General features: G+C 53.3%; 12 protein-coding genes. 7 read left to right on the top strand and 5 right to left on the bottom strand.

Annotation, left to right across the window (positions count from 1 at the left end):
- Positions 1-32: 32 nt before the first annotated feature.
- From KJW29_RS17275 to KJW29_RS17260, 4 genes are read left to right on the top strand one after another with little or no spacing between them, the layout of a single operon-like run.
- Complete coding sequence (locus KJW29_RS17275) at positions 33-926, top strand: carbohydrate ABC transporter permease (RefSeq protein WP_214630708.1); 894 nt, start codon at positions 33-35, stop codon at positions 924-926.
- 46 nt (positions 927-972) lie between these two features.
- Positions 973-3,282 (top strand): helix-turn-helix domain-containing protein, encoded by a 2,310-nt coding sequence (locus tag KJW29_RS17270; RefSeq protein WP_214630707.1) that lies wholly within the window; start codon positions 973-975, stop codon positions 3,280-3,282.
- Positions 3,283-3,297: 15 nt separating this feature from the next.
- Positions 3,298-4,134 (top strand): hypothetical protein, encoded by an 837-nt coding sequence (locus KJW29_RS17265; protein ID WP_214630706.1) that lies wholly within the window; start codon positions 3,298-3,300, stop codon positions 4,132-4,134.
- Between the two features lie 2 nt (positions 4,135-4,136).
- Positions 4,137-6,002 (top strand): FAD-dependent oxidoreductase, encoded by a 1,866-nt coding sequence (locus KJW29_RS17260; RefSeq protein WP_214630705.1) that lies wholly within the window; start codon positions 4,137-4,139, stop codon positions 6,000-6,002.
- Between the two features lie 115 nt (positions 6,003-6,117).
- Here the strand turns inward: KJW29_RS17260 and KJW29_RS17255 are convergent, their stop codons facing one another.
- From KJW29_RS17255 to KJW29_RS17235, 5 genes are all read right to left on the bottom strand, one after another.
- Complete coding sequence (locus tag KJW29_RS17255) at positions 6,118-7,359, bottom strand: sugar phosphate nucleotidyltransferase (protein ID WP_214630704.1); 1,242 nt, start codon at positions 7,357-7,359, stop codon at positions 6,118-6,120.
- A gap of 117 nt (positions 7,360-7,476) precedes the next feature.
- Positions 7,477-9,225 carry an alpha-glycosidase gene (locus KJW29_RS17250; RefSeq protein ID WP_214630703.1) on the bottom strand — a complete coding sequence of 583 codons (1,749 nt, stop codon included), beginning with the start codon at positions 9,223-9,225 and terminating at the stop codon, positions 7,477-7,479.
- A gap of 669 nt (positions 9,226-9,894) precedes the next feature.
- Entirely contained in the window at positions 9,895-11,058 is a 1,164-nt protein-coding gene (locus KJW29_RS17245) for a DHHW family protein (protein ID WP_214630702.1), read from the bottom strand.
- 17 nt (positions 11,059-11,075) lie between these two features.
- Positions 11,076-12,563, bottom strand: coding sequence for an MBOAT family O-acyltransferase (locus KJW29_RS17240; protein WP_214630701.1), 1,488 nt, complete (start codon positions 12,561-12,563; stop codon positions 11,076-11,078).
- Positions 12,564-12,573: 10 nt separating this feature from the next.
- Positions 12,574-13,173, bottom strand: a complete 600-nt coding sequence (locus KJW29_RS17235; protein ID WP_214630700.1) for a DUF4358 domain-containing protein — start codon at positions 13,171-13,173, stop codon at positions 12,574-12,576.
- A 223-nt stretch (positions 13,174-13,396) separates the two neighbouring features.
- On the opposite strand from KJW29_RS17235, the gene thrC reads away from it, so the two are divergent.
- The 3 genes from thrC to KJW29_RS17220 all read left to right on the top strand — a co-directional run bounded on the left by thrC (position 13,397) and on the right by KJW29_RS17220 (position 23,694).
- Entirely contained in the window at positions 13,397-14,794 is a 1,398-nt protein-coding gene (thrC, locus tag KJW29_RS17230) for a threonine synthase (protein WP_214630699.1), read from the top strand.
- A gap of 640 nt (positions 14,795-15,434) precedes the next feature.
- The gene (locus KJW29_RS17225; protein ID WP_214630698.1) at positions 15,435-17,792 is read left to right on the top strand and encodes a helix-turn-helix transcriptional regulator; all 2,358 of its coding nucleotides are present in this window, start codon (positions 15,435-15,437) and stop codon (positions 17,790-17,792) included.
- 151 nt (positions 17,793-17,943) lie between these two features.
- On the top strand, positions 17,944-23,694 hold the full coding sequence (locus KJW29_RS17220) for an Ig-like domain-containing protein (RefSeq protein WP_214630697.1): 5,751 nt from the start codon (positions 17,944-17,946) through the stop codon (positions 23,692-23,694).
- Positions 23,695-23,708: the final 14 nt, after the last annotated feature.

Here is a 23,708-nt window from a genome sequence, read left to right as displayed (position 1 = left end):
AAGCGGTAATCTGCCAATAGGAGGCCTTACAGATGGAGACAACATCCGTCAAAAAAACAAAGGGTGAACGTATTTTCCAGGCCATACTTGTCCTGTTCATGTTATTTATGATCGTGATCACCTTATATCCGTTTATCTATGTACTGCTGTCATCGATAAGCGATTCGAGACAATTGATTTCTCACACCGGTCTTTTGCTGGGGCCGCAAGGCTTTAATTTGGATGCTTACGTAAAGGTGTTCCAGAATCCCAATATTATCGGCGGATATATCAATACGATCGTCATCGTGGTAGGAGGAACGCTGCTTAACTTATTCATGACCAGTCTGGGAGCTTACGTGCTCTCGCGCAAGGGCGTTCCATGGACCCGAACCGTCATGTTGTTAATCGTTTTCACGATGTTTTTCTCGGGCGGACTCATTCCTATGTACCTGCTTGTCAATAACTGGCTGGATTTAGGGAATTCACTGCTTGCCCTCATCATTCCGGGCTTGATCTCAACATGGAACCTCATCATTCTGCGTACATCCTTCGAGGCTATTCCGGATGGCTTGATCGAGTCTGCCCGTATGGACGGCGCGCAGGATTTCACCATCCTTTTCCGTATCGTCCTCCCGCTTTCTCTGCCGGTTATGGCCGTGATGGTCCTTTTTTACGGAGTCAGCCATTGGAACTCCTGGTTCAGCGCCATGATTTACCTTCGCGACAGGGAGCTGTTCCCGCTGCAATTGATTCTTCGAGAGATATTGATCCAGAACAGCACAGCCTATATGTCTGGCGACGCTTCGGCATCGGATGTAGAGGCAGTAGGCGAAAGCATCAAATATGCGACTATTATCGTGGCTACGTTGCCGATCTTGGCGGTATATCCTTTCTTGCAGAAATACTTTGTAAAAGGTGTTATGATTGGGTCAATAAAAGGGTAGCGAAGAATCGGAGCGTGATGGGATGCGGGGTTGGAGGATGAAAGGGGTGCAGCGGAGATGGCTGCAATCGTATGCCATAGTGCTGCTGATTCCGATCATAATGATGACGGCCACTTACTGGCAAACGAGACATGTAATCAACGACGAAATTCATCGAGCCAATTCCGCCTTGCTCTCCCAGCTCAAGCTGGAAATCGAGAATTACACGGATTACGTGTATCGATTGTCCGAGATGATCTCGCTTAATCCGAAAGTCAGATCGATCATAAGCAACCAACAAAACATCGACGCCAAGGATAGGCTTAATATGAAGCATGCCATCGCCGATTTCAAATCGTACAATATCGCGAATCGGTTTGTGGACCACTTCTATATTTATTTCAGCGCGGGCAACTTTGTATTGACCGACAGCTCCTATTACGAAGATGAACTTTATTACGAGTTGAACTATAGTCAATCGGACTTATCGCTCACGTCTTGGAGAAGCAACCTTGCAGAGGAGCATCGCGGCCGTTTTATGAGTCTGGGAGAATTCAGCCAAGGCGCGCGGCCGGGCATTATGTACGCGCAGTCGCTGCACTTTCCAAGCAAAGGAGAATCTGTGGGGACGACGTTGGTCATCGAGCTTAATCAAAGTCGATTGATGGAATCCATCCGTAATTTGCAGTCCTATAATCAAGGCAGCGTCTACATTTTGGATGATGAGGACAGACTCCTTGCCTCCTCCGAACAAGCAAGCGCGCAAGAGCGCAGCTTTCAGCTTCCGGATAGCAAGAACGACAGCTCCGGCACGGTAACGGAAGATTGGGATGGAAAGCCGATGACGCTGTCCTACATTAAGTCGGAGACGACGGGCTGGAAGATCATCTACGCATTGCCGTCCGAGCTGTATAGCCAAAAGGCGGAATACATCCGCAATTTATCCGTTCTCATGCTGGCGATTGCCGCTGTACTTGGTTCCATCTTATCTGTATGGATGGCCAAACGGAATTATGACCCGCTGCAGCGGCTCGTCCGCAATGTGGCGGCGCGCAGTGAAATCGAACCTTCGAGAGAGAGCAACGGGACCGAATACGACTATCTGGAGGAAGCGCTGGACAACACGCTAGATCGCTACAAGCTGATGAATCAGACGATCGAACGCCAGAATCAGGCGCTACGCTCCAGCCTGCTTGCCCGGCTGCTCAAGGGAAGGATCAAGGACGGCGTTCCTATTGCCGAAGTATTGCCGGATCACGGCCTCAGTCTGAGAGGCAGCGGAGTAGCCGTCATGCTGTTTTATCTGGAAGACTATAGCGGCTTTTTCCGAATCGACGAGCAGGATGCCGAGAAGAAGCGGGAGTTTGTCCATCTTGTCATGACGAACATCGTGGAGGAGCTGGCGGGCCAGGAACATCAAGGCTGGATGACGGATATCGACGACATGCTGGCGTGTATCGTCAATTTTAATCCCGAGACGTCCCAGGAAGCCGCAATGGCTTATTTAAAGGGCGTGGCCGAAGAAGCGCAGCGCTTTATCGGCAGCAGATTCCGTATTCTGTTTACGGTTTCCGTCAGCTCGATGCGACATTCTGCCCAGGAGCTGCCCGCAGCGTATCAAGAAGCGCTGGAGGCGATGGAATACCGCATGCTCCAGAGCGGGCAGTCCATTATATGGTACGAGCAGACCACTGTTCGCGAGCTGGCCTACGTCTATTCCATCGAGAAGGAGCAGCAGCTTATTAATTGCGTCAATGCCGGCGATTACGAGGCGGCCAAGTCGACGTTGGATGAAATCATCGATTGTAATCTGGAGCAGAAAAACGTATCGGCCGATCTGATCCGTTGTCTGCTGTTCGATATGTGCAGCACGATGATGAAGGCGGGCATAGAGGCGAATCTCGCGCGCGAGGAACTCTACGAAGAGAATCTTGCCGCGATTCGCGAATTGTCGAGCGGAAGCACGGTGATGGTCATGCGCGAGCGCATGTCCCAGTTTCTTCAGCGTATATGCGCGTTGGCGGAGCAGCGGAGGAAAAAGAGCAAATATCGGCTCTACGATGGCGTGCTTGCTCTTATCGAAGAACGGTATGGCGATAATAACCTCGGCATTAACATGATCGCGGATCAATTCGAGGTTCACCCGTCCTACCTTTCCCGTTACTTTAAGGAGCAGTCAGGTGAAACGCTGACGGAATACATTAACAAATGGCGTATCGAGAAGTCCAAGGCACTGTTGCTGCGGGATGACATTTATATTAAGGATATTAGCGATAGGGTAGGCTTCTTTAGCATAAGCACCTTTATCCGCTTGTTTAAGAAATACGAGGGTATTACGCCAAGCGCGTATCGCGATATCCATAACGCGCAAGATTAGCGAAGGAGTGAACCTATGGGGACCGAAATCAGTCACTATCGAACCATTGTGCTTGGAGCGACCTTTACCGGCCTGGGCGCAGCATTGGAAGATATCGACGGCACTTTGGTCATCGAGCGGACGGCGCTTGTCGGTCATGAATTTATTAATAGCTTTAATCCGGGGGGTGACTGGAACGACGATACGGCGTTATCGGCTTCCGGCGCCTCGTTGAGAGAGGAGCTGAGGGAGAGAGGGATCTTGTCCGATGACGGACTCGTCCATCTTCCCGCCTTGGCTCCCGTGTTGTATAACCGGATTTATGAGTCCGGGCTTCGCGTTCTTCTTTTGACGGAGGTGCTCCTTGTCGAAGAGAAAAACGATTATGTGGAAGTGACGATTCATCATGCTTCGGGACGAAGCGTCGTTAGAGCGGATCGTCTCATCGATACGCGGACGGAAGCGGTTATGGACGCCGCCGCCGATAAAACGGCCAGACGGATTAACGCCATGCTGCTGTATGTCGGAGAGACGCCGCTTGATGCCGTCGTGCCAGACGCTTTTGTCGTCCCGGATGCCGAGACGGAGATCGTGAAGGGCAAGCTTGACGGTGAGCTTATTCTCAAGCTAACAATCGGGAACGAAGACGATTGGGTGCAGGCAAGAAGCAAGCTGAACGGGGTCTGGACGAACAGGACGGGGGAGTGGTTGGACTGGCGGATCTGCGCGGTGGCGACATGCTTCGAGGTAGAGATGACAGTATCCGGTTCATCGAAGGAAGGACGTATCCAGCGTTTAACGTCCGCAGCCTATCGCAATCCGCTCGAGGCTTATGAGGCCGGCATCGAAGCGACGGGAAGGATGGTGGGCTGAAGATGCTGCTATCGCAAAGAATGGACGGCGAGGTTGTCGCCGAGGAAGTCGGAGAAGTCGAGTTCCCGCTTGCCTACGATATTATCGTCGTGGGACTCGGGACATCGGGCTCCATGGCGCTGATCGCGGCAGCGAAAAGAGGGCTTAAGGCGCTGGGCATCGAGCGTTTGAACAGTATGGGCGGCATGGGCACTTCCGTCTCTGTAAACGGCTATTATTTCGGCTCGCAGGGCGGGCTCTACGAGACGTTGGACCGGGAAGCGGCAGAGCTGAGCGAATCGGTCTACGCGAAATCAGGCGCCTACAACGTGGAAGCCAAAAAATACGTGCTGGAGCAGGAAGCGGTTCTCGCAGGAGCCGAGCTTGTTTTCGAGGCTTCCATTACTGGCGTGTATCTCGACGGGAGGCAGGCAACGGGCATACAGTGGATCGGTCCAAGCGGCATCCGGAGCGCCGCCAGCAAGATTATCATCGACTGTACGGGCGACGCGGAGGTTTGTTCCATGGCGGGTTGCGCAACGAGCGTGGGACGGGAGCTCGATAATCGAACGCAGCCGTTTACGAGCGTGAAGGTTTATGCGGCGAACCGGAAGGTGAGCTGGATTAATTTCGATTCGGGCTGCACGGATCAGAGAGACGGCGTGGAGCTGTCCCGAGCGATTTTATTCTCCCATTCGCAGCATCTGGAGGAAAAGTACGAGGATGGCAAGGGGCGCATGTTGTATCTTGCGCCGCTGCTCGGCATCAGGGAAGGGCGTTTGATCGAAGGGGAAGAGACGATCACGCTGGATCGCTTTTTCGCGGATCGGGTTACCGACGAGCCCCTGTTCTACGCCTATGCCGATATCGACAAACATGGCAGAGATCACGCCTTCGAATCCGAGGAGCTTGCCGACTGGTTCGTAGGCAGCAATCTCGGGGCGATCAATGTGACGGTGCCCGTGCCGCTCGGCGCAATGATCCCGCGGGGATTCGACGGACTGATGGCCGCCGGACGCTGTCTCGCGGTCGACCATAGTTTGTCCACCTGCGTCCGGATGAACCGCGACATGCAGAAGTGCGGGGAAGCGGCGGCGACGGCGGCTTGGGTGGCGATCGAGAAAGGGGTATCCGTTAAAGACGTGCCTTACGAGGAGCTGGTTGGCTATTTGACCGAAACGGGCTGTTACGATCCCGCTAACGACAAGGGTTATCAGATCGCTTATCCAGCCGACCGCAAGCCGCCGCAGCGGATCGAATGGCTGAAGGACCGCGAGGAGATTCGCAGCGGGCTTGCATCCGACTCGCCGGGGATCGCCATCTGGTCCGCCTTCCGTCAGGGGCATGCCGAGGTTGGAGCCGCGCTTCGAGAATGGCTGGGCGATGATGACGCTTTTCTTCGGAAGCATAGCGCGTTCGCGCTGGGACTGCTGGGCGACGAGGCGGCGCTGCCCGAGCTGCGCGGGATGTTGGCCGAGAGGGACGCTTTCCAGCTCAAGGATTGTCGCAAGAACAACCAGATGCGCGGTTATATGGCAATCTATCTGCTGGGCAAGCTCAGGGACGAAGGCAGCATCGACGAGCTGGAGCTGCTTGTATGCGAGCCCGAGGAGCTGAACAAGCCGATTTACCAAGGTGTGGATACCAGCGATATCTTTAAACCGAAAAAATTCAACGAAATTTATTACCAATTTTTCTCCCATGCCATTATGGCCTTGTTGAAAATTTATGGGGATCGCCCGGGTCAGCGGGACCGGATCGGCGGCATCTTAAAGAGAGCGGTCGGCCATGACGCTTATATTTCGCGCATAACCGGGCAGAAGCCGGGAACGTACCATCACTCCATTGCCGAAAATATGAAGCTTATCGTGGAGCGGAAGGTAGTCTGAAAGGGATCGAGGATGGAACGACAAAGCCGTGCGCCTGATGACAGGGGCACGGCTTTTGCAGTTGGCGTTGAATTGCTGGAATTTTTTTGCGTGTGCGGAAAAGCTTCGTGTCGTATTAATAGCTGAATGCTTTGCTCGCATGCAGTTCGCGATCGCGGCGTCCGGCGCCAGACAGCAAGGCTGCAAAGGTATCGCGGCTTTGAGGCACCGTTATGCGCTCCGCGCTTACACGTTCTCCCGGTCCAACGACCGTAATTCTTTCGCTCTGTGGAACACCGATGACGGCGCCGTCCTCGATGACGGCGTTTTCGCCGATAATCGCATTATGAATACGGACATTGCGTCCAATCCTTGCGCCAGGCATAATGACGCTCTCGTAGACAAAACTGCCTTTGCCGATTTCCGATCCCGTGCCCATAATCGAACGTTGCGCGGCGCCTTCCATCCGGCAATGAGGATCGACGATGCAGTCATGAGGCGCGGTTCCATTACGGCGTTCGCGGCGGGTTGAAGCAGGCGCGTAGCCCGAAAGAAGCGGCCAGTGAGACTTTGACAACCGGAGCGTGCCGTCGATCAGCTCCATGTGGGCTTCCCACAGGCTGTCCACCGTGCCTACATCGCGCCAGTAGCCTTCATAAGGATATGCGTTCAGGTTGTCGCCATCCTCCAGCAGCTTCGGTATAATATCCTTGCCGAAATCATGGCTGGAGGCCGGGTTGGATGCATCTTGCTCCAGCACCTCCTTCAGCTTGTCCGTACGAAATAAATAGATGCCCATAGAAGCCAGGTTGCTTCTTGGACGAGCGGGTTTCTCTTCGAACTCAACGACGCCGTAATCATCGTTTACATTTAGAATGCCGAAGCGGCTTGCTTCATGCCAGGGCACCCGTTTAACCGCTACTGTAGCAGAAGCTCCGCTGCGGATATGCGCCTCCAGCATGGGGCGGTAATCCATCTGATAAATATGGTCGCCGGACAAAATGAGAACATGTTGCGGATTGCGCGGCTCGATGTAGGATAAAGTGCGATAAATCGCGTCGGCAGTTCCTGTGTAACAGCCGCTCGGAGAATGATCGGAAGCCGGCAGCATCGCAATTTCGCCCAGATGTTTGGTCGGTATAGCATTAAGCCAAGCGCCACCATCCCCGATATGGCGGTGAACCGTGTCGGCGCAATATTGGGTCAACACACCGATCCTGCGAATGCCCGAGTTCAAACAGTTGCTAAGCGGAAAATCGATCATCCGATACCGTTCTCCAAACGGTACAACCGGTTTAGCGAGTGAAGCGGTAAGCGGTGCCAGCCGTTTGCCCTCGCCGCCTGCCAGGAGCATGGCCATACAAACCATTTGCGTCATTATATCGTCCTCCAAGCTTTTTTATTTGGGTTGGTATCGCTCGTCCATTTGTATTGGTAACCATTACTTACACGTTATTTCCTGTATTTGAAACAAGCTAGGTGTTTGACCGTTGCGCTATTTGATCTTCCGCCATACGATCCGGTAACCATTCGGCTCAAGTCCGATGACCAGCTTGCCGTCCGGATTGTCGATCCCCTCGCCGGTTAATGCATCCTGCCATCCGCCTTCTATCATGGGGTGTTGAAGCTCGACATATTCATCCGAACGGTTGATCCATACCGTAAAGTGCTCATTGTCGTCCAGCCGTTCGTAAATGAGAGAGCCGCCGTCAGCTTGTGCCGACAATACGCGGAAACGGCCGCTGCGCAGGACGGCATGTTCTTTTCTTAGCGCGATGATTAATTTGTAGAAGTCAAACAGGTCCTTGTTCTGGTCTTCTTCGTTCCAGATCATGCATTTGCGGCAATCGGGGTCGTCGCCTCCGTCCAATCCAAATTCGTCGCCGTAATACACGCAAGGCAAGCCCATGGTGGTCATCATATAGACGACGGCTTGCTTTACTCTCCCGACATTGCCCTCGCAGCGGGTCATCAAACGCGGAATGTCATGACTCGACAACAGGTTAAACAGCGTTTCATTGGTTTGCTGCGGGTATCGCATCAGGAGTTTGTTCGCATTTTCCGCAAATTGGGCGGAAGAGAACTTTCGATCCGCGAAAAAGCCCAGCATCAGCTCCGTCAATGGATAATTCATAACCGAATCGAACTGGTCGCCGAGCAGCCAGCGCAGCGAATCGCTCCAGACTTCGCCAATAATAAAAGCGTCCTTGTTCGCCCCTTTGACCGCTTTGCGGAAGTCGCGCCAGAAGTGATGGTCCACTTCGTTGGCTACATCGAGCCGCCAGCCGTCGATTCCCGTATCTTTCATCCAGTTGACCGCTGTTTCGATCAAGTATTGCTTGACGTCAGGATTCGCTGTATTCAGCTTTGGCATATGGCCGTAGAAACCAAACGTGTCATAGTTCGGGACGCCATCTTTTACTTCAACCGGGAACCCGCCCAGATGGAACCAGTCCTTGTATTCCGACTGCTCGCCTTTCTCCAGGACATCCTGAAACGGGAGAAACTGTTCGCTCGCATGATTGAAAACAGCGTCCATGACGACGCGGATGCCGCGCTCATGGCATTGCTGGACCAGCTTCTTAAGCAGCTCCTTGTCTCCGAACTGCGGATCAACCTCTCGGTAATGGGTGGTGTCATATTTATGATTCGAGGGGGAGCGGAAGATCGGCGTCAGATAAACGGCGTTTACGCCCAGCTCGCTTAAGTGGCCGATTCGATTGATGATGCCCTGAAGATCCCCTCCAAAAAAGGAATCTCTCTCCGGCTTTTCTCCCCAAGGCAAGGTGCCTTCCGGATCGTTGGACGCGTCTCCATTCTCGAAACGATCGGGAAAGATCTGATAGAAGACGGCTTCCTTGGCCCATTGGGGGGCGTCAAACAGATCGATGGCATGGATGTAATGCCCTTCGAAATACCCGCCGGCAGGCGCAGGCTGCTCGGAGGAGAAGCCTTCTTCCGTCAGCCAGATCGTCTCCTCGCCGCTGTGCAGACGGAATCCGTAGCTGAATCGTTTAAATTCCGGCCGGATGACGGCCTCCCAATAATCATGCAGGGCATCCGCGGCGATGTGGTCCATTTCGATTTCCTGGCAATGATGATCCCAGTCGTATTTATCCCCAGCAATCGCAACAACTCGCTCGACATCATTACGTTTGGTTTTAAGACGCAAATGGAACGTCTCGGGATCATAGGCATACGCCCATCTGTGGCTAGGGGAATGGTAGATGCTCTCTAATTGCACGGGGTCAGCTCCTTTTCTCTGTACTTTTGTGTTTCAATAGGTGCGTTAAAAGAACGATGGGATAAATCGCCCCCTCATGGCCTTTGTATGTTAGTACACTTGTTTCTATCGTTATTAAACATTTGATGTTGATCCATCCTACTCCGGCCGTGACGCTACATACCGAGGCCGTCGATTCATTGTGCGCAAAACTGGAATTGCAGCCGCAATCAATCGTCGCCAACCTGTTAACGGAAATGAGGGCCCTTATATGGATCGTTTGGCGTGATATTAAAATCTAACGGAACTATGCGACGTTATTCGTGAGAAATCCAGGCAAACCGCGAAGTTTTGTCCATCATAAGGGCTGTCAGTTCCATTAGATTTTAAAAGAGCTGCTTTTTGCTGAAATAACGTCTTTCATTTCCGTTACGGTTTCCTGAACAACAAAAAAAGCAGCCGGTCGTCAGCCGGCTACTTCCATGTTTTAATAAGCTATTGTCTCCTGTTACTTCATGTTCCTTTGAATTCTCTTTATTCATCGCGATGTGGGATTGTATATTGGGCTGTTGTAGGTTGATGTTGTCTTGATCGAACTTCACTACGCCAACAGTGCGCGGTTTTCGATGGCAGCTGAGGCGGAGTCTCCGACTAGAATGTTCTAATTCACAATAAAGGAGCAGCCTCGACTCAATATTTCAGCTTCAGCAAATTCCGTTCCTGAACAAACGTTGATGTGTTAAAGAGGAACAGCGCGTCCTGGATGTCGTTCTCCTCCATGTAATCGCCGATGTTGCCGTTGTAATAACGAATGTCGATCATATGGATTTCCTTTACTTGATTTGTCAGGAATGGCAGCATGCTGTGCGCGTAGGAGTCCTTTACGATCAGCAGCTTCTCCAAATCGGCATCCTCGGATGCAATCTCGTTTGTTACCGTAACAAGTGCGTGGACACCGCCTTGAAAGTAGCTGTATTTGTCTTTTTTGCCCAAGTAGCTGTCGTCGTACAGGCTGTCTCTTGTCTCGTCGGTATCGACGATGTGCATCTCGTACGCTACGGGATTTTTAGGCTCGTATACTTCGATGGCGTCGGGCCGCAGGCCGCCGTATTGCCCCTTCGTATGATAGCTGCCCAGGAACGAGTCGGAGACAGTGCGAATATGAAAGTCCTCTTCCGCGAGAGGCTCCCAGCCCAATGATTCGGCATAAGCCCGATATGCCAGATAAGCGCCGAATGTCGTCCAATGATGGTCGGTGCGGTAGAATAGCTGGCGATCGTCTTGTTTGCTCCCAGTATCCGCATGGTCCAGAAAAGCGAAGCCGTCGAGAAACGTCAATCCGCCGCCAAGCCTCCCGCTGATCCATTTATGGACTTCCCGCTGAGAATACGCCTCCGCCATCCAAGGCAAACGATCCGGGTACATGCCCACGGAGTTGGGTGCAAGCAGGAAGGAGAGCCGCGCTTCGGGATGGTTGGCGGCGAATTTGTTTATCGCGTCTACGTAGGAGCCTAACTCATCCAAGTCGGGTTTTCCGAACTTTTCGAACAAATATCCGTCCTCTCCCAGGAAAATGCCGTTGTTCTCCTTCTGCAGCCGTGCCTGCTCCAGCAGGGACTTCGTTGCGATAAACTCGGCCCGGAACGGGAAATGATCGGTCACGTACAGCTCCGCATCCTTGGCGTATTGCTGAGACCAAATCCGGCTCCAGGAAAACTCCGGATTCTCCTGAAGCTTGCGATTCTCAAGCTCGGAGAATATCGTCTTCGGCTCGAAGATAAAAAACAGCAGCAATCCGATGAGCAGCGCAAGAAAACCCCCGATATATATGCGATCAATCCATTTGCCGGACATAGATGAGGCCTCCCAGGCTAAAAGCGGAAATAAAGAAACGGATTAAAGGTAGCATCGACGAGGTAGGCGACGGACATCAGCAGCAAAACCGCATGCCAGCCAAAACCGAGCAAAGGGAGCACTACGGATGCGGATTTGCCGCTGCCAGCTTTCAGAGTCCCATCGTTGCCAGTTATATCATCTGCAACCGTACGGTTTTGAATTCCGCCATTCAGGCGCGCCTGGGCGGAGCGAATCAAATTCCGCCATTCCAGCGAACCCAGCACAAGCAGGAGAAGCAAAATGGCATTCGTATACAGCAAATAGAGGCTGTGTCGGTCGAACCAAATGCCGTTCCCCCCGAACATGGCGCTTATATAAGCAGCAACGTCTCCGATATTTTCGAAAGCGAACAGAACCCAGCCGATCAGAATGAGCAACACAGCGTACAAATGGCGGATTGAGCGCGGCAGCCGCGCAAGCAAACGAAGCAAAAACAGCTTTTCGGCGATCAAAATGACTCCGAAGTACAGTCCCCACAGCAGGAAGTTCCAGCTTGCGCCATGCCAGATGCCCGTCAGCAGCCACACGATCAAAATGTTGCGAAGCTGCTTCGTCATTCCTTTTCGGTTGCCGCCCAGCGGGATGTAGACGTATTCGCGGAACCAGGTGCCGAGGGAAATATGCCAGCGCCGCCAAAAGTCGGTCATGCTGACCGCCGTGTACGGCTTGTTAAAGTTTTCGTTGAAGCGGAAGCCGAACATCAGTCCCAGACCGATCGCCATATCGGAATATCCGCTGAAGTCATAATAAATCTGGAAAGCAAACGCGATGATACCCAGCCACGCGGTCAATACGGGAAGACCGGACAAGCTGTCGGCCGCGGACACCTCGTTCCAGAGAAGACCGATATTGTTGGCGAGCAGCACCTTTTTGGCCAATCCGATGCAGAATCTCCTTACGCCTTCCGCGAACATACGGGCGTCTACGCGGCGATCTTTCAGCTGCTCGGCAATCGTGTTGTAGCGCACGATCGGCCCGGCAACAAGCTGAGGAAAAAGCGAGACGAACGTCGCGAAATCGATCCAATGGCGCTGGGCTTTACTATCTCTGCGATAAACATCGATAATGTAGCTCATCGATTGAAAAGTATAAAACGATATGCCGATCGGCAAAGGCAGGTCGGTCGGCGGAATGGCCGTGCCGAGCACGGCATTTACGTTCGCGATGAGGAAATCGGCATATTTGAAGAAGCCGAGCACGCCCAGGTTGACGATAACGGACGCGATCAACACGGTTTTTCGGCTTCTGCCGCTCATGCCTTTCTTATCCAGCAGCAGGCCGAACAGGTAGTCGGCCAGCGTGGAGAACAGCATAAGCGCGATGTAGATGGGCTCGCCCCATGCATAAAACACGAGGCTCGCCAGGAACAACATCAGATTTTTGATTCGCCGGGGCGACAAATAGTACAAGATCAGAACGCCGGGCAGGAACAGAATCAGGAACAGCAGGCTGCTGAATACCATAATGGCGGTATTACTTCACGGTTTCTTCGAATTTGGCGGCTACATCGGCCGCGTCCTTGGCAATCGCGAACATGACGAAGTTTCCTTTGGTCACGAGCTTGTAGTTTTTGGCGTTCTCGTATTGATCCGGAAGATACTGCTCGAACGACTTCTGTACCGCTTCCGCGCGTTTCTTGATGCCTTCCTCAACGGCCGGGATGTCCTTGGCGTCCTTCACTTGGAAGACGGCGAACTCCGTCGTCGAAATATTCATCATAGGCATGAGCACGACGTAGTCCTGGAACAAAGCTTCGTCGAGGTGGTACATGTCCTTTAACATCGCAGCGTCCGGTTCAATAAACGCGGGGCGTTCGTCTTCTTTAACGAGAGCGTCCATCACGTAGCGCGAAGTGCCTTCTTTTGCGGGTTCCCCGCCCTCTTCGCCGCCATCGCCGTTCTCCGAGCCGGCCCCGTTGCCGGCATCCGGCGTCTCGGTCGGAGCGACTGTCTCGGTTGGAGCGACCGTATTCGTAGGCTCGGCATTTCCCTTATTGTTGTCCGCGCCGCAAGCCGCGAGCGCGGCTCCCATAGCGAGAATCATCAGCATATTCAGTATTCTTTTTTTCTTCATTGTGTCCATCTCCTTGGTAGTTGTAATTTGTTGACATAATATTGCGTGCACACCGCTACAGACGGTACCCTTTCCCGGAATGTTGCAAGAAGGGAGCCGGATGGATTTTTTTGCTACTGTGCAGGCGAGATGCATCAAGGGGTCGCGGATCACGTCCCATCTGTGATAGAATGCATAAAAGAGCTATTCCGCGCATGGTGCGCCGGCAAGTAGGAGGACGACAATGGAGTATATCAGCACTAGAGGCAAAATTGGCAAAATCGGATTTATCGAAGCATTTATGATGGGACTTGCGGACGACGGAGGTCTGCTTGTTCCAAGCGAGATTCCCGTCATCTCCGAAGCAACGCTGAAAGAGTGGCAATCGCTCAGCTACCAGGAGCTGGTGTTCGCGATCTTCTCGCACTACACCAACGGAGAAATTCCCGAAGCGGATCTTAAGGCGATGATCGCCGCGAGCTATGGCACATTCCGCAATCCGGAAGTGACGCCCGTTCGCCGCATCCGCGACGATCTGTACTTGCTCGAGCTGTTCCATGGACCGACGTTCGCCTTCAAGGATATCGCGCTGCAATTCATGGGTCAGTTCTATTCCTATGTCGCAAACCAAACAGGCAAAAAAATTCATATATTGGGCGCTACTTCCGGCGACACCGGCGCTTCCGCCATCGAAGGCGTGAAGGGTAAGGAAGGCATCAAAATTTGTATTTTGCACCCGACAGGCAAGGTCAGCAAAGTACAGGAGCTTCAGATGACGACCGTACAGGACGACAACGTGCTGAATCTGTCGGTCGAGGGCAACTTCGACGATTGCCAGCGTATGATCAAGGAGCTGTTCGCGGATTTGGATTTCAAGTCGGCCAATCATCTGGCGGCCATCAACTCCATTAACTTCGTGCGCATACTGGCGCAAACGGTCTATTATTTCTACTCTTACTTCCAGGTATCGAAGGCAACAGGCAAGTGGGAGCCGGTCAACTTCAGCGTGCCAACGGGCAATTTCGGCGATATCTTTGCCGGTTACGTAGCGAAGCGGATGGGATTGCCGGTAGGCAAGCTCATTCTGGCGACAAACGAAAACAATATTCTGGAGCGGTTCATCCACGAGGGCGTCTATATGCCGGGCGACTTCCGCATGACGTACAGTCCGTCCATGGATATTCAGGTAGCGAGCAACTTCGAGCGTTATCTGTATTACGTGCTTGACGAAAACGCGGCCGAAGTGGAACGTCTGATGAACCAATTCAAGACGGAAGGCGAGATCAGCATTCCCGAAGGAGCGCATCTCAAGGTGCAGGCGGAATTCGCGGCGCACGGCGTCGGCGGACAAGAATGTCTCGACACGATCTCCGATTACCAAGCCAAGCACGACTACTTGCTGGATCCGCATACCGCTTGCGGCGTATCCGCGGCAGATCGCTGCAGCGAAGAGGGCGAGATGACAATTGCGCTGGCTACCGCGCATCCCGCGAAGTTCGACGAGGCGATCCGTCTCTGCGGCATTGAACAGAAGTTCCCGGCCGAGATTCGAGTCTTGTTCGAAAAGCCGCAGCGTCAGACATTCGTTGACGGCAAGCTGGAGGACGTGACGAAGGAACTCGTTCAATTTTATAACGCATAACGCATCCGCTATATTGCGTCTGCGATGTCTACCGCCTGTCCGGGGCTTTCGCCTGGATGGGCGGTTTTTCCGTTTGTGGTTAGGATACCCAATATAGGAATGATGGCATGGATAGATAGAGGGAAAAGCTCCCTCTATTCTCGCGAAAATACCTGAATTTGTGGTGTTAAAGGGAAATCCTCCCTTTATATGCTTCTAAATATGAGACAGGCTCCGTATTTGCGTGGATTAGTGGGAGCATTTCCCGTTATTGTTCTGAAGCGAGGCGAGGGTGGAGAAAAAGAGGGAGGTTTTCCCTTTGTTTTTGCCCTCAACCTGATCTTGGCTTGCCCTTGCAATACTGCATAATTTCGAAGTTCAATCTCCCGTAAGGAGGTTGGATGTTCTATGAGTAGAATGTCCCGTTATGAACGATAATTGTACGCCGTTGAATAATAAGGCAGCAGGCATTGGCGCATAAGCATCCTCCATACCAAATTCCGTACATTGTTATAAAATGCTGCGTTCCGCCTTGACCTGGCTTGCAAGGTGAGGGTACACTCTGACATAATCGGCTGTTCCCTGCGCGAAGCGACATTCGTGAGCGTTCATCCGCTCGCTCGCACGCCTGCCGAATCCACCGGAGCGGAGTTGTCGGACTATGCATATCATTCGAACCATGGCTAACCGGAAGTATTTACAGCGGATTTTTTTCTATGTCAACTTATCCATGGCTGGGCTGCTCGTTATCGCGGCGGTGTCGTTCTACCTCTACTCCCAGCAGATCATTCTGCAGACGCAGAAGGATTCCAGCCGCAAAGTGTTGGCGCAAATCAAACACAACATTACCTATATTACGGATATCGTACGCAACATCGGGATAACGGCCAGCATGGATCCCAGCATCATCTATCTGATGAATGCGGCGGTCCCGGAGCCGGTGATGAAGTTCCAGACGATTCGGAAGCTGGACACGCTGGCGGATTCTACCTCGTTTATTGATTCCATCGTTGTGGTTAACGGAGCGGAGCGAAAATTATACAGCGGAGGATCGGGCGCATGGAGCCGATCTAACTGGACAGAACTGCAGGAACGGCTGACGAAGCAGCTGGAATCGATGGGGAGATATGCGGATGCCAAGCTGATTCCCTTCAAGCTGGACGAGAGCAGGCCGGACGTGGATCTCTTCTCGTTTATCCTGACCGAGAATCATCCGGGAAGCGGCCAGTTGCCGAACGCCGTCATCGTTAATATTAGACCGCAGTGGATCTTCGATAATATTAAGAGTCTGGATAATGTAACGGACAATAGCGACGGCATGGTGCTTCTCGACGAGCAGGGGAAGCTGCTGCAAACGGAGGGGATTGGCTCGCCGTATGCCGCCGATGTGCAGCGGCTTCTGGAGCGCATGGTCCATTCGGCGGGAAACTCGACGCATGATTTCTCGATTCAGAAAATCGAGGGAAGGAAATACGTCATTTCGGAAATGAACATGGATGTAAGCGAATTAAAGGTCATGAACATTTTGCCGTACGAGAAGGTCATGGGCAAGGCGGAGACGCTGCGCGATATTACGCTGGCGCTCATTGTCGTTTTTCTGGTCGCAAGCTTCATCCTGTCGCTGGTCATTACAAGCCGGCTTTATCGCCCGATCGGGAAGCTGTTCGAATTGTTCCATCGCAATGATGTGCGGACGGACGAGTCGGAGTCGGGCAGCCATGACGAAATGAGCTTTATATCCGACGTGTATCGGCTTACGCTCGATAAGCTGCGTCAGGCCAATCGCGAGGAAAGCGGCAAGAAGCAAATTGTCAGCGATTATTATTTGCGACGATGGTTGACCGACAGCCGCTCCATGACCGGCGAGGAACTGCATCATTGCGCCGAAGCGAGCCCGGGACTGTTTGAGGCGGGAGGAGATGGAGCAACCGTGTGGCAATTGGCCGTTCTCTCTCTGGAGCAGCCTATAACGGACAAAAAAACGCCGGAATCCGCTACGCAAGAGAAACTGTATCGGTTCGCGGCATGCAATATTGTGGAGGAGACGGTCGCTCGGCATTATTCGAACCGGGTAGTCGATATGAACAACGAATATATTGTCGTCATCATCCGTGTCATGGAAGGGGAGGCCGACCAACCCGCATTAACGCAACTGCTGGCGGAGGCCCGGCGAATCTTCAAGCAATTTTACCGCCAGCGAACCTTCTCGGCGGCCGTCAGCGATGCGGTCGAGGATTACAAGGATCTGACGCAGGTCTACGAATGGACCGTGCAGCAGCTTTTGTATCGTCTCGCATTGGGGCCGGAGACGATCATTACGCCCGACGACGTGCGGGGCAATATGGAGCGAAGCGATTTTACCCTGCCAGCGGAGCTGGAGAGAAAGCTGGCCGACAGCATCCGGAGTAAGGATGCGGATGCCATTGACAAACATTTATCGCGGGTCTTCGAGCTGATTGCGTCCATTCATTACGATTACATGACGTACGCCGTCATTCAGGTCGTGCTGCTCGTCAAGGCAATCATGCGCGAGCCGGCGTTCGCCTCCTACGCCAATTCGGTCGAGCTGCAAAATATGAATCAGAAGGTGATCAAAGCCGAGTCATTGACCGTTATGCGCGAGATCATCGGACATTTCCTGCAGCAGCTGTGCGAGGAGGATCCGTCCCATCTCAAGGAGGACCGGAACCTTATAATCGTGGATACCATTAAGGAGTTTATCGAAAACAACTATTCGGACATCAATCTGAGCTTGCAGTCCATCGCGGCCTACCTAAAGATGTCTCCTGCGTACGTGGGCCGGATCTTCAAGCAATACGAAGGAGGGTCCGTCGGCGATTATCTTAATGGTTATCGTTTGGACAAAGCGTGCGAGCTGTTGATTGGCAGCAGCTATAACGTAAAGGAAATCGCCGATTGTCTGGGCTTTAACAACGCAAGCTATTTTATTACCCTGTTCAAGAAAAAATACGGCGTTACGCCCAAGGAATACCGCCTGAATGCGGCTCTTGGCAAATAAAAAATCTTGTTTCAGTTATGGAAATTGGAACAATTGACAAAAAACGAAACAAAAGTAAGGACGTTTCATCGATTTTGTGATTTCGTTCGCCGCCTCCCTTTGCCACAATAATGTCGCAGGCCAATATGAACCATGCGAAAGGGTGAAGACTGTGGCAAAGAAGTATTTGTCGGCTTGGCTGATTGTGTGCATGCTCGCGATGGGCATGCCCGTCGCAATCGCGCAAGCAGACCAGGCAGAGCAGATGGAGGGGGCGGCTTTATTTGTATCGACATTTGGAAGCGATTCCAATAGCGGAACGGAGGACGACCCGCTGCTTACGCTCGAAGGGGCGCGGGATGCAATCAGAACTATGAAAAACGATGGAGGGCTTCCCCCCGGAGGCATTACCGTTTATTTGCGGGAAGGCGTCTACGAGCGAAACGCGACGTTCGAGCTGGGAGAGGAGGATTCGGGAACGGCCGATTCCCCGATCGTGTACCGTTCCTACCCTGGAGAAACGGTTCGTCTGACGGGCGGCAAGGAGCTGGATCACGAAAGCTTCGAGCCCGTCAACGATCAAGAGGTGCTTGGGCGGATCATCGACGAAGAAGCGCGCGGTAAAGTGCTGCAGGTCAATCTGCCTTCGCTCGGCATTACCGATTATGGCCAGATGAGCCGTCACGGCTATTGGAAGGCAAACGATGTCAGTCTCGTGCCGCCAATGGAGCTGTACGTTGACGGACAAGGGATGACGCTTGCCCGTTGGCCGAACGAAGGTACCGTGCAGATGGGAGAAATCATCGATCCGGGACCGACGGTAGACGATGCCGATCTACAGAAGCGCGGAGGCACCTTCGCTTATACGCACGACAGGCCGAAGTATTGGTCCCAAGCAGACGATATTTGGCTGGACGGCATTTTCGGCTACAGCTGGGAATGGTCGTACAACAAAGTCGCGGCCATCGATACGGCGAAAAAAACCATGACATTGCAATACGGCGAAATGTCGGGCCTGCTCACGAACTGGTATCCGGATTTCCATTTTGCCCAAAATCTGCTGGAGGAGCTTGACGCTCCCGGCGAATATTACATTGATCGCACAAACGGCATCCTGTACTTGATGCCCAATGCCGCGTTTCGAAACGGACAAGGCGATATCACGGTAACGATGCTGAAGGAGACGATGATCCGCGCGATCGGCGCTTCGCATATCCGGTTCGAAGAGCTGGCGATGGAGTACGGACGCGATACGGCGGCGGTCATTCTCGGCGGCAGCGATATTACGATCGCCAACAGCGAGATCAGCAACTTCACGAACGGGGGCGTGCTGATCAATTCGCCGGGCCGCTACGCCTATGACGGCATCGAGGGAGAACTGGACGGGCGCAACCATGCAGTTGTCTCGACGCATATCCGGCATGTCGGAGGGACGGCAGTCACCCTGCATGGCGGGGATACAAAGACGCTGGAGCCCGGCAACAACCGGGTGGAAAATTCGCATATTCATGATTTTGCCTATTATCACAAGGCTTACAATCCCGGGGTGCTGTTCGCGGGCGTCGGCAATCAGGCGATCGGCAACGAAATTCATGACGCGCCTCATCCCGGCATCATCGTGTATGGCAACGACCATTTGATCGAATACAACAACATCTACGACATTTGCAAGCAATTCCAGGACCTGGGCGCGATCTACATGAATGCAGGCATGGATCCCGAGGAGAGAGGAACGATCGTCAGGCACAACTACTTCCATCATATCGGGGAGAATCTGCATGGCGTCGAAGGCGTCTATCCCGACAATATGACGATGGATCTGACCATCGAAGGCAACATTTTCTACAAGATGGGGAACAGCGCGATCAAAAGCGGTACCGGCGCCTATATCTATACCTCCAACAATATTTTTGTAGATACTTATGTTCCTTACGACAACTATGAGATGTTTATGAGCAAGGAACCGGGCAACCGGGTCGACCGGGATTATATGCCCGTATGGAAGAAGCTATTCGAGGAAAACAACAACTTTATCGGCACGCCTTATGCGGAAAAGTATCCCGAGCTTCTGAAGTTTTTCGAAGAGGATCGTTATCAACCGACGACGAATAACTTCGAACGAAATGTCATTTATAATCCGACGCTCCCGCGTTCGAGCCAGACAAACGAGCATGGCGTACGCGATATAAACAATCTGATGAACCACAAGGACAATTGGGTAGCTAACGTTGATCCCGGCTTTGTCGATCTGGCGGCGGGAGAATTCAGTCTGAAGCCGGATGCGGAAGTGTTCAAGCAGATTCCGGACTTCGAGGCCATTCCGTTCGAGATGATCGGTACCCAAGGCAAAGTAGGGCTCCCCAATGGGGTAGACTTTATCGCCGTATCGGGCGTTTACTTCCCAACGGACAATCTGACGATGGAAATCGGCAAGACGGTGTCGCTCCGGGCCGAGGTGGTGCCATGGAACGCAAACAATGCCGCCGTCACGTACAGCAGCAGCGACATTGAGGTTGCGACGGTGGATGGAAACGGCCAGGTGTCCGGGCTAAAGCCAGGCGTTACTGTCATTACGGTCGTGTCTTCGGCTAATCCGGAATTGAAGGATGAAACCGTCGTTACGGTGACCGAAGGCGACGGCGTCATGCATTTAACCGACTTCGAGTCGGGCAGCAACGATTGGCCGGTCGATGCCAATCGCGGCATGGTGAAGGATGAAGAGAACAACCATTGGTATTACATCGTTAACGGAGCGAACTCGCAGCATCCACGCCTGTTCTCCGATTATGTGCTGGAATACCGGCTCAAGACGCCGGAGACGATTCCGGACGGTGCTGAACTGATCATGTACGATCGCAACGGCGATAAAGGAAGCGGGTATATCCAATATCGTCAAACAGCGACGGATTCGACTTGGATTATTTACAATGCGCAATGGCAGACGTTAAAAGAGGAAACGGTCGCAGGCGGGTTCTTGAAACCGAATACGATCTATGATGTCCGCGTGGTGGCCCAGGGTTCGTCGATCAGCGTTTATGTGAACGACGTACTGGTCATCGAGGGCCAGAATCCGGCACACAGCGGGTCCGGCAAGGTCGGCTTCTATGTGAATAAAATTGCGAATCTGTGGTTCGATGACGTAAAATTCTCGCTGCCGCGGAAAACGGTAGAGAGCATTGCGATTGAAACGGCTTTATTGCATCTCAACGAAGGAGGACAAAAGCTGCTTCGCGCAGTCGTGAAGCCGGATGATGCCACCAATAAATCGTTGCTATGGTCCTCAAGCAACCCTGATGTAGCAACCGTGGACGACAGCGGCTTCGTAACGGCGACGGGCAGGGGAGAAGCGGTCATCACGGCGCGGTCGGCTCAAAATCCGGATGTGTACGCAGCAACAACGGTTATCGTATCGGATGTGCTGCATGCCGTCGATTTCGAGTCGGGCGGCGGCGGATGGCTTGTTGACGCCAATCACAGTATCGAGGAGGATGGTGACGGCAATCACTGGTATCGCCTCGTCGACGGGGCCAGCACCAAGTCTCCCGGCAGCTTCTCCAATTACAAGCTGACCTACAAGCTCAGAACGCCGGAGGAGATACCGGTCGGAGCGACATTGCTCATGTATGATCGCGATAGCGCGAGCGGACGGGGGTACATCAGCTACAAGAAGAACCAAACAGGCTCATCCTGGTCGATTATGAATTCGGAGTGGCAATCGCAGGAGGAGGCGACCTTCGAGAGCGACGATCTGCTGCCGAATAAGGACTACGAAATCAAGGTGGTTGCTCAAGGCGCGGACATCAGTGTCTTCGTTGACGGCGAGCTGCGCTTGCATGGGGAGAACCCGTCTTACAATGCTACCGGGCAAGTCGGCTTCTATGTAGAAGGTTTCGCTTATCTGGAGCTCGACGATATCGTCTTCGAACTGGCGAGGGTGCCTGCAACGGAGGTTGTGCCGGATCGGCAGGAGCTGTCGCTGGAGCCGGGCGAAAAGGTGAAAGTGAAAGCAACGGTGTCGCCGCCGGACGCGACGGACAAGAAGCTGGTCTGGAGCTCCGGCAATCCGGAGACGGCCACTGTAGACAGCGGCGGAACGATCCAAGCCGTATCTCCGGGTACGGCTGTCGTGACGGTTGCATCGCGCGAGAATGCGGACGTTAAAGCCACCATCGTCGTCACGGTAGCGGCGCCCGTTTATCCCGTTATTGAGCTGGACCGCCAGCTCAGCGATACGGAGGGCTGGACGGCGGCAGACGCGGTGAAATTCGGCGAAGGTACGGTTCGTATATTCGGGGATGGCGTATTCGGCTATGGAGGAGAGAAGTTCGGCAGCGGATTGATTACGTTCAAGGCGAAATTCGACGACTTCAACTCCAGCTGGTACGGATTCGCGCTGCGATCGGTTCGGACCGGGGATCCAACCTGGGTCAATGGCAATCAGGGATATCTGGTCGTCATCAAGGAAGATGTAATCGAATTCCAGACGTGGAAGCCGGGACAAACGATGGTGGACATGATCCCGAATACATCCGTCCTGCCCAATCAAGAGCATTTGATCGAAATCGGGGCTATCGATGTCGAAGGTGGCGTCCGGTTTATCCTGAAGGTGGACGGGAAGGCTGTACTTAACGTACTGGACACCGATCCGGCCAACCCGATTCCATCCGAGGGCTACCTCAATGTATACAACTATGCGGGAGCGGATAATGCTATCGAGCTGAAACCGTCGCGCAAGCCTGATCCTGGAACGGACCCTGGCACCGACCCGGGGACGAACCCTGGAACGGGAACCGGCCCTATCGTAACGCCCAAGCCTGAGCCGGACGAAAAGTTGGTCGTTGTCCGCGAGAGCGATCTGACCTCGGGGAGCGGGGACGGCGTCCTTGCTTTCGAGCTGGAGCCCGGTCAGAACGGCGTGATTTTGTCGCAAGAGATTCTAAAGTTGCTCGAGCATCCGATTGAGGTACGGTCCGGGGAGCTAAAGCTTACCTTCGAGCCGGAGCTTCTCAAGAAGCTTGCGGAGGAGCAGCCGCGGAATGCCAAGCTGGCGATCAAGATGGCTCCTCTGACCAAACAAAACGTTGCGTCGAAACCTTCTTCAAGCTATAAAATGGTCGGAGTTCCGTACCGTCTTGAACTGCTTGCGCTGGCGGACGGCGAGGAGCCACGCTATCTATCGGACTTCCCGGCGCCGATTCAGTTGGCATACACGATTAAGCCATCCGGCGTTGACGTCAATGAGGAATGGCTGGGCATCTATTATGAGAATCAAGCAGGAAAGTGGGAGTATGTCGGAGGCGAGTTCGATCCGGCCAGCCGGACGCTGTCGGCGGACCTGCCGCACTTTAGCGTTTACGCCGTGATGGAATACGAAGCGGCCTTTGCCGACATGCCGTCTGGACATTGGGCGATCGGCGCCGTCAAGGCGCTGGCCGCGAAGCACATCGTCACCGGGAAATCGGAAGATCGCTTTGATCCTGACGGAACGACGACAAGGGCGGAATTTGCGGCATTGCTCGTACGGACGTTAGGACTGCAGAGCAAAGGAACGGCGAAGCTTCCGTTCCGGGATGTACGACCGTCCGACTGGCATGCGGAAGTCATTGCGGCTGCCTACGAGGCCAAGTTGGTATCCGGACGTCAGGAGGATGTCTTTGCGCCAAACGAACGGATTACGCGGGAGGAAATGGCGGTCATGCTGCTGCGGGCTTACGCCTACGCCTCCGGTAAGGACCGGGTGGAAACTGGCGTGAGCGGGCCGAAGGACTTGACGGCCGCGTCGCAATGGGCGCGGATACCCATCAGCGAGGTTGTCGGACTGGGCCTGATGACCGGTTACCCGGACGGCGAATTCAAGCCGAAGCGTCTCGCGAATCGGGATGAAACGGCACAGGTCGTTTATAATCTGCTGAAACTTCTATAATCATCATTTTGCTT

Origin of the sequence: Paenibacillus agaridevorans (assembly GCF_018604145.1) — a bacterium.
GTDB lineage: Bacteria > Bacillota > Bacilli > Paenibacillales > Paenibacillaceae > Pristimantibacillus > Pristimantibacillus agaridevorans.
Note: the sequence above shows the minus strand (reverse complement) of the source record. Positions and strands in the feature narration are given on the sequence as shown.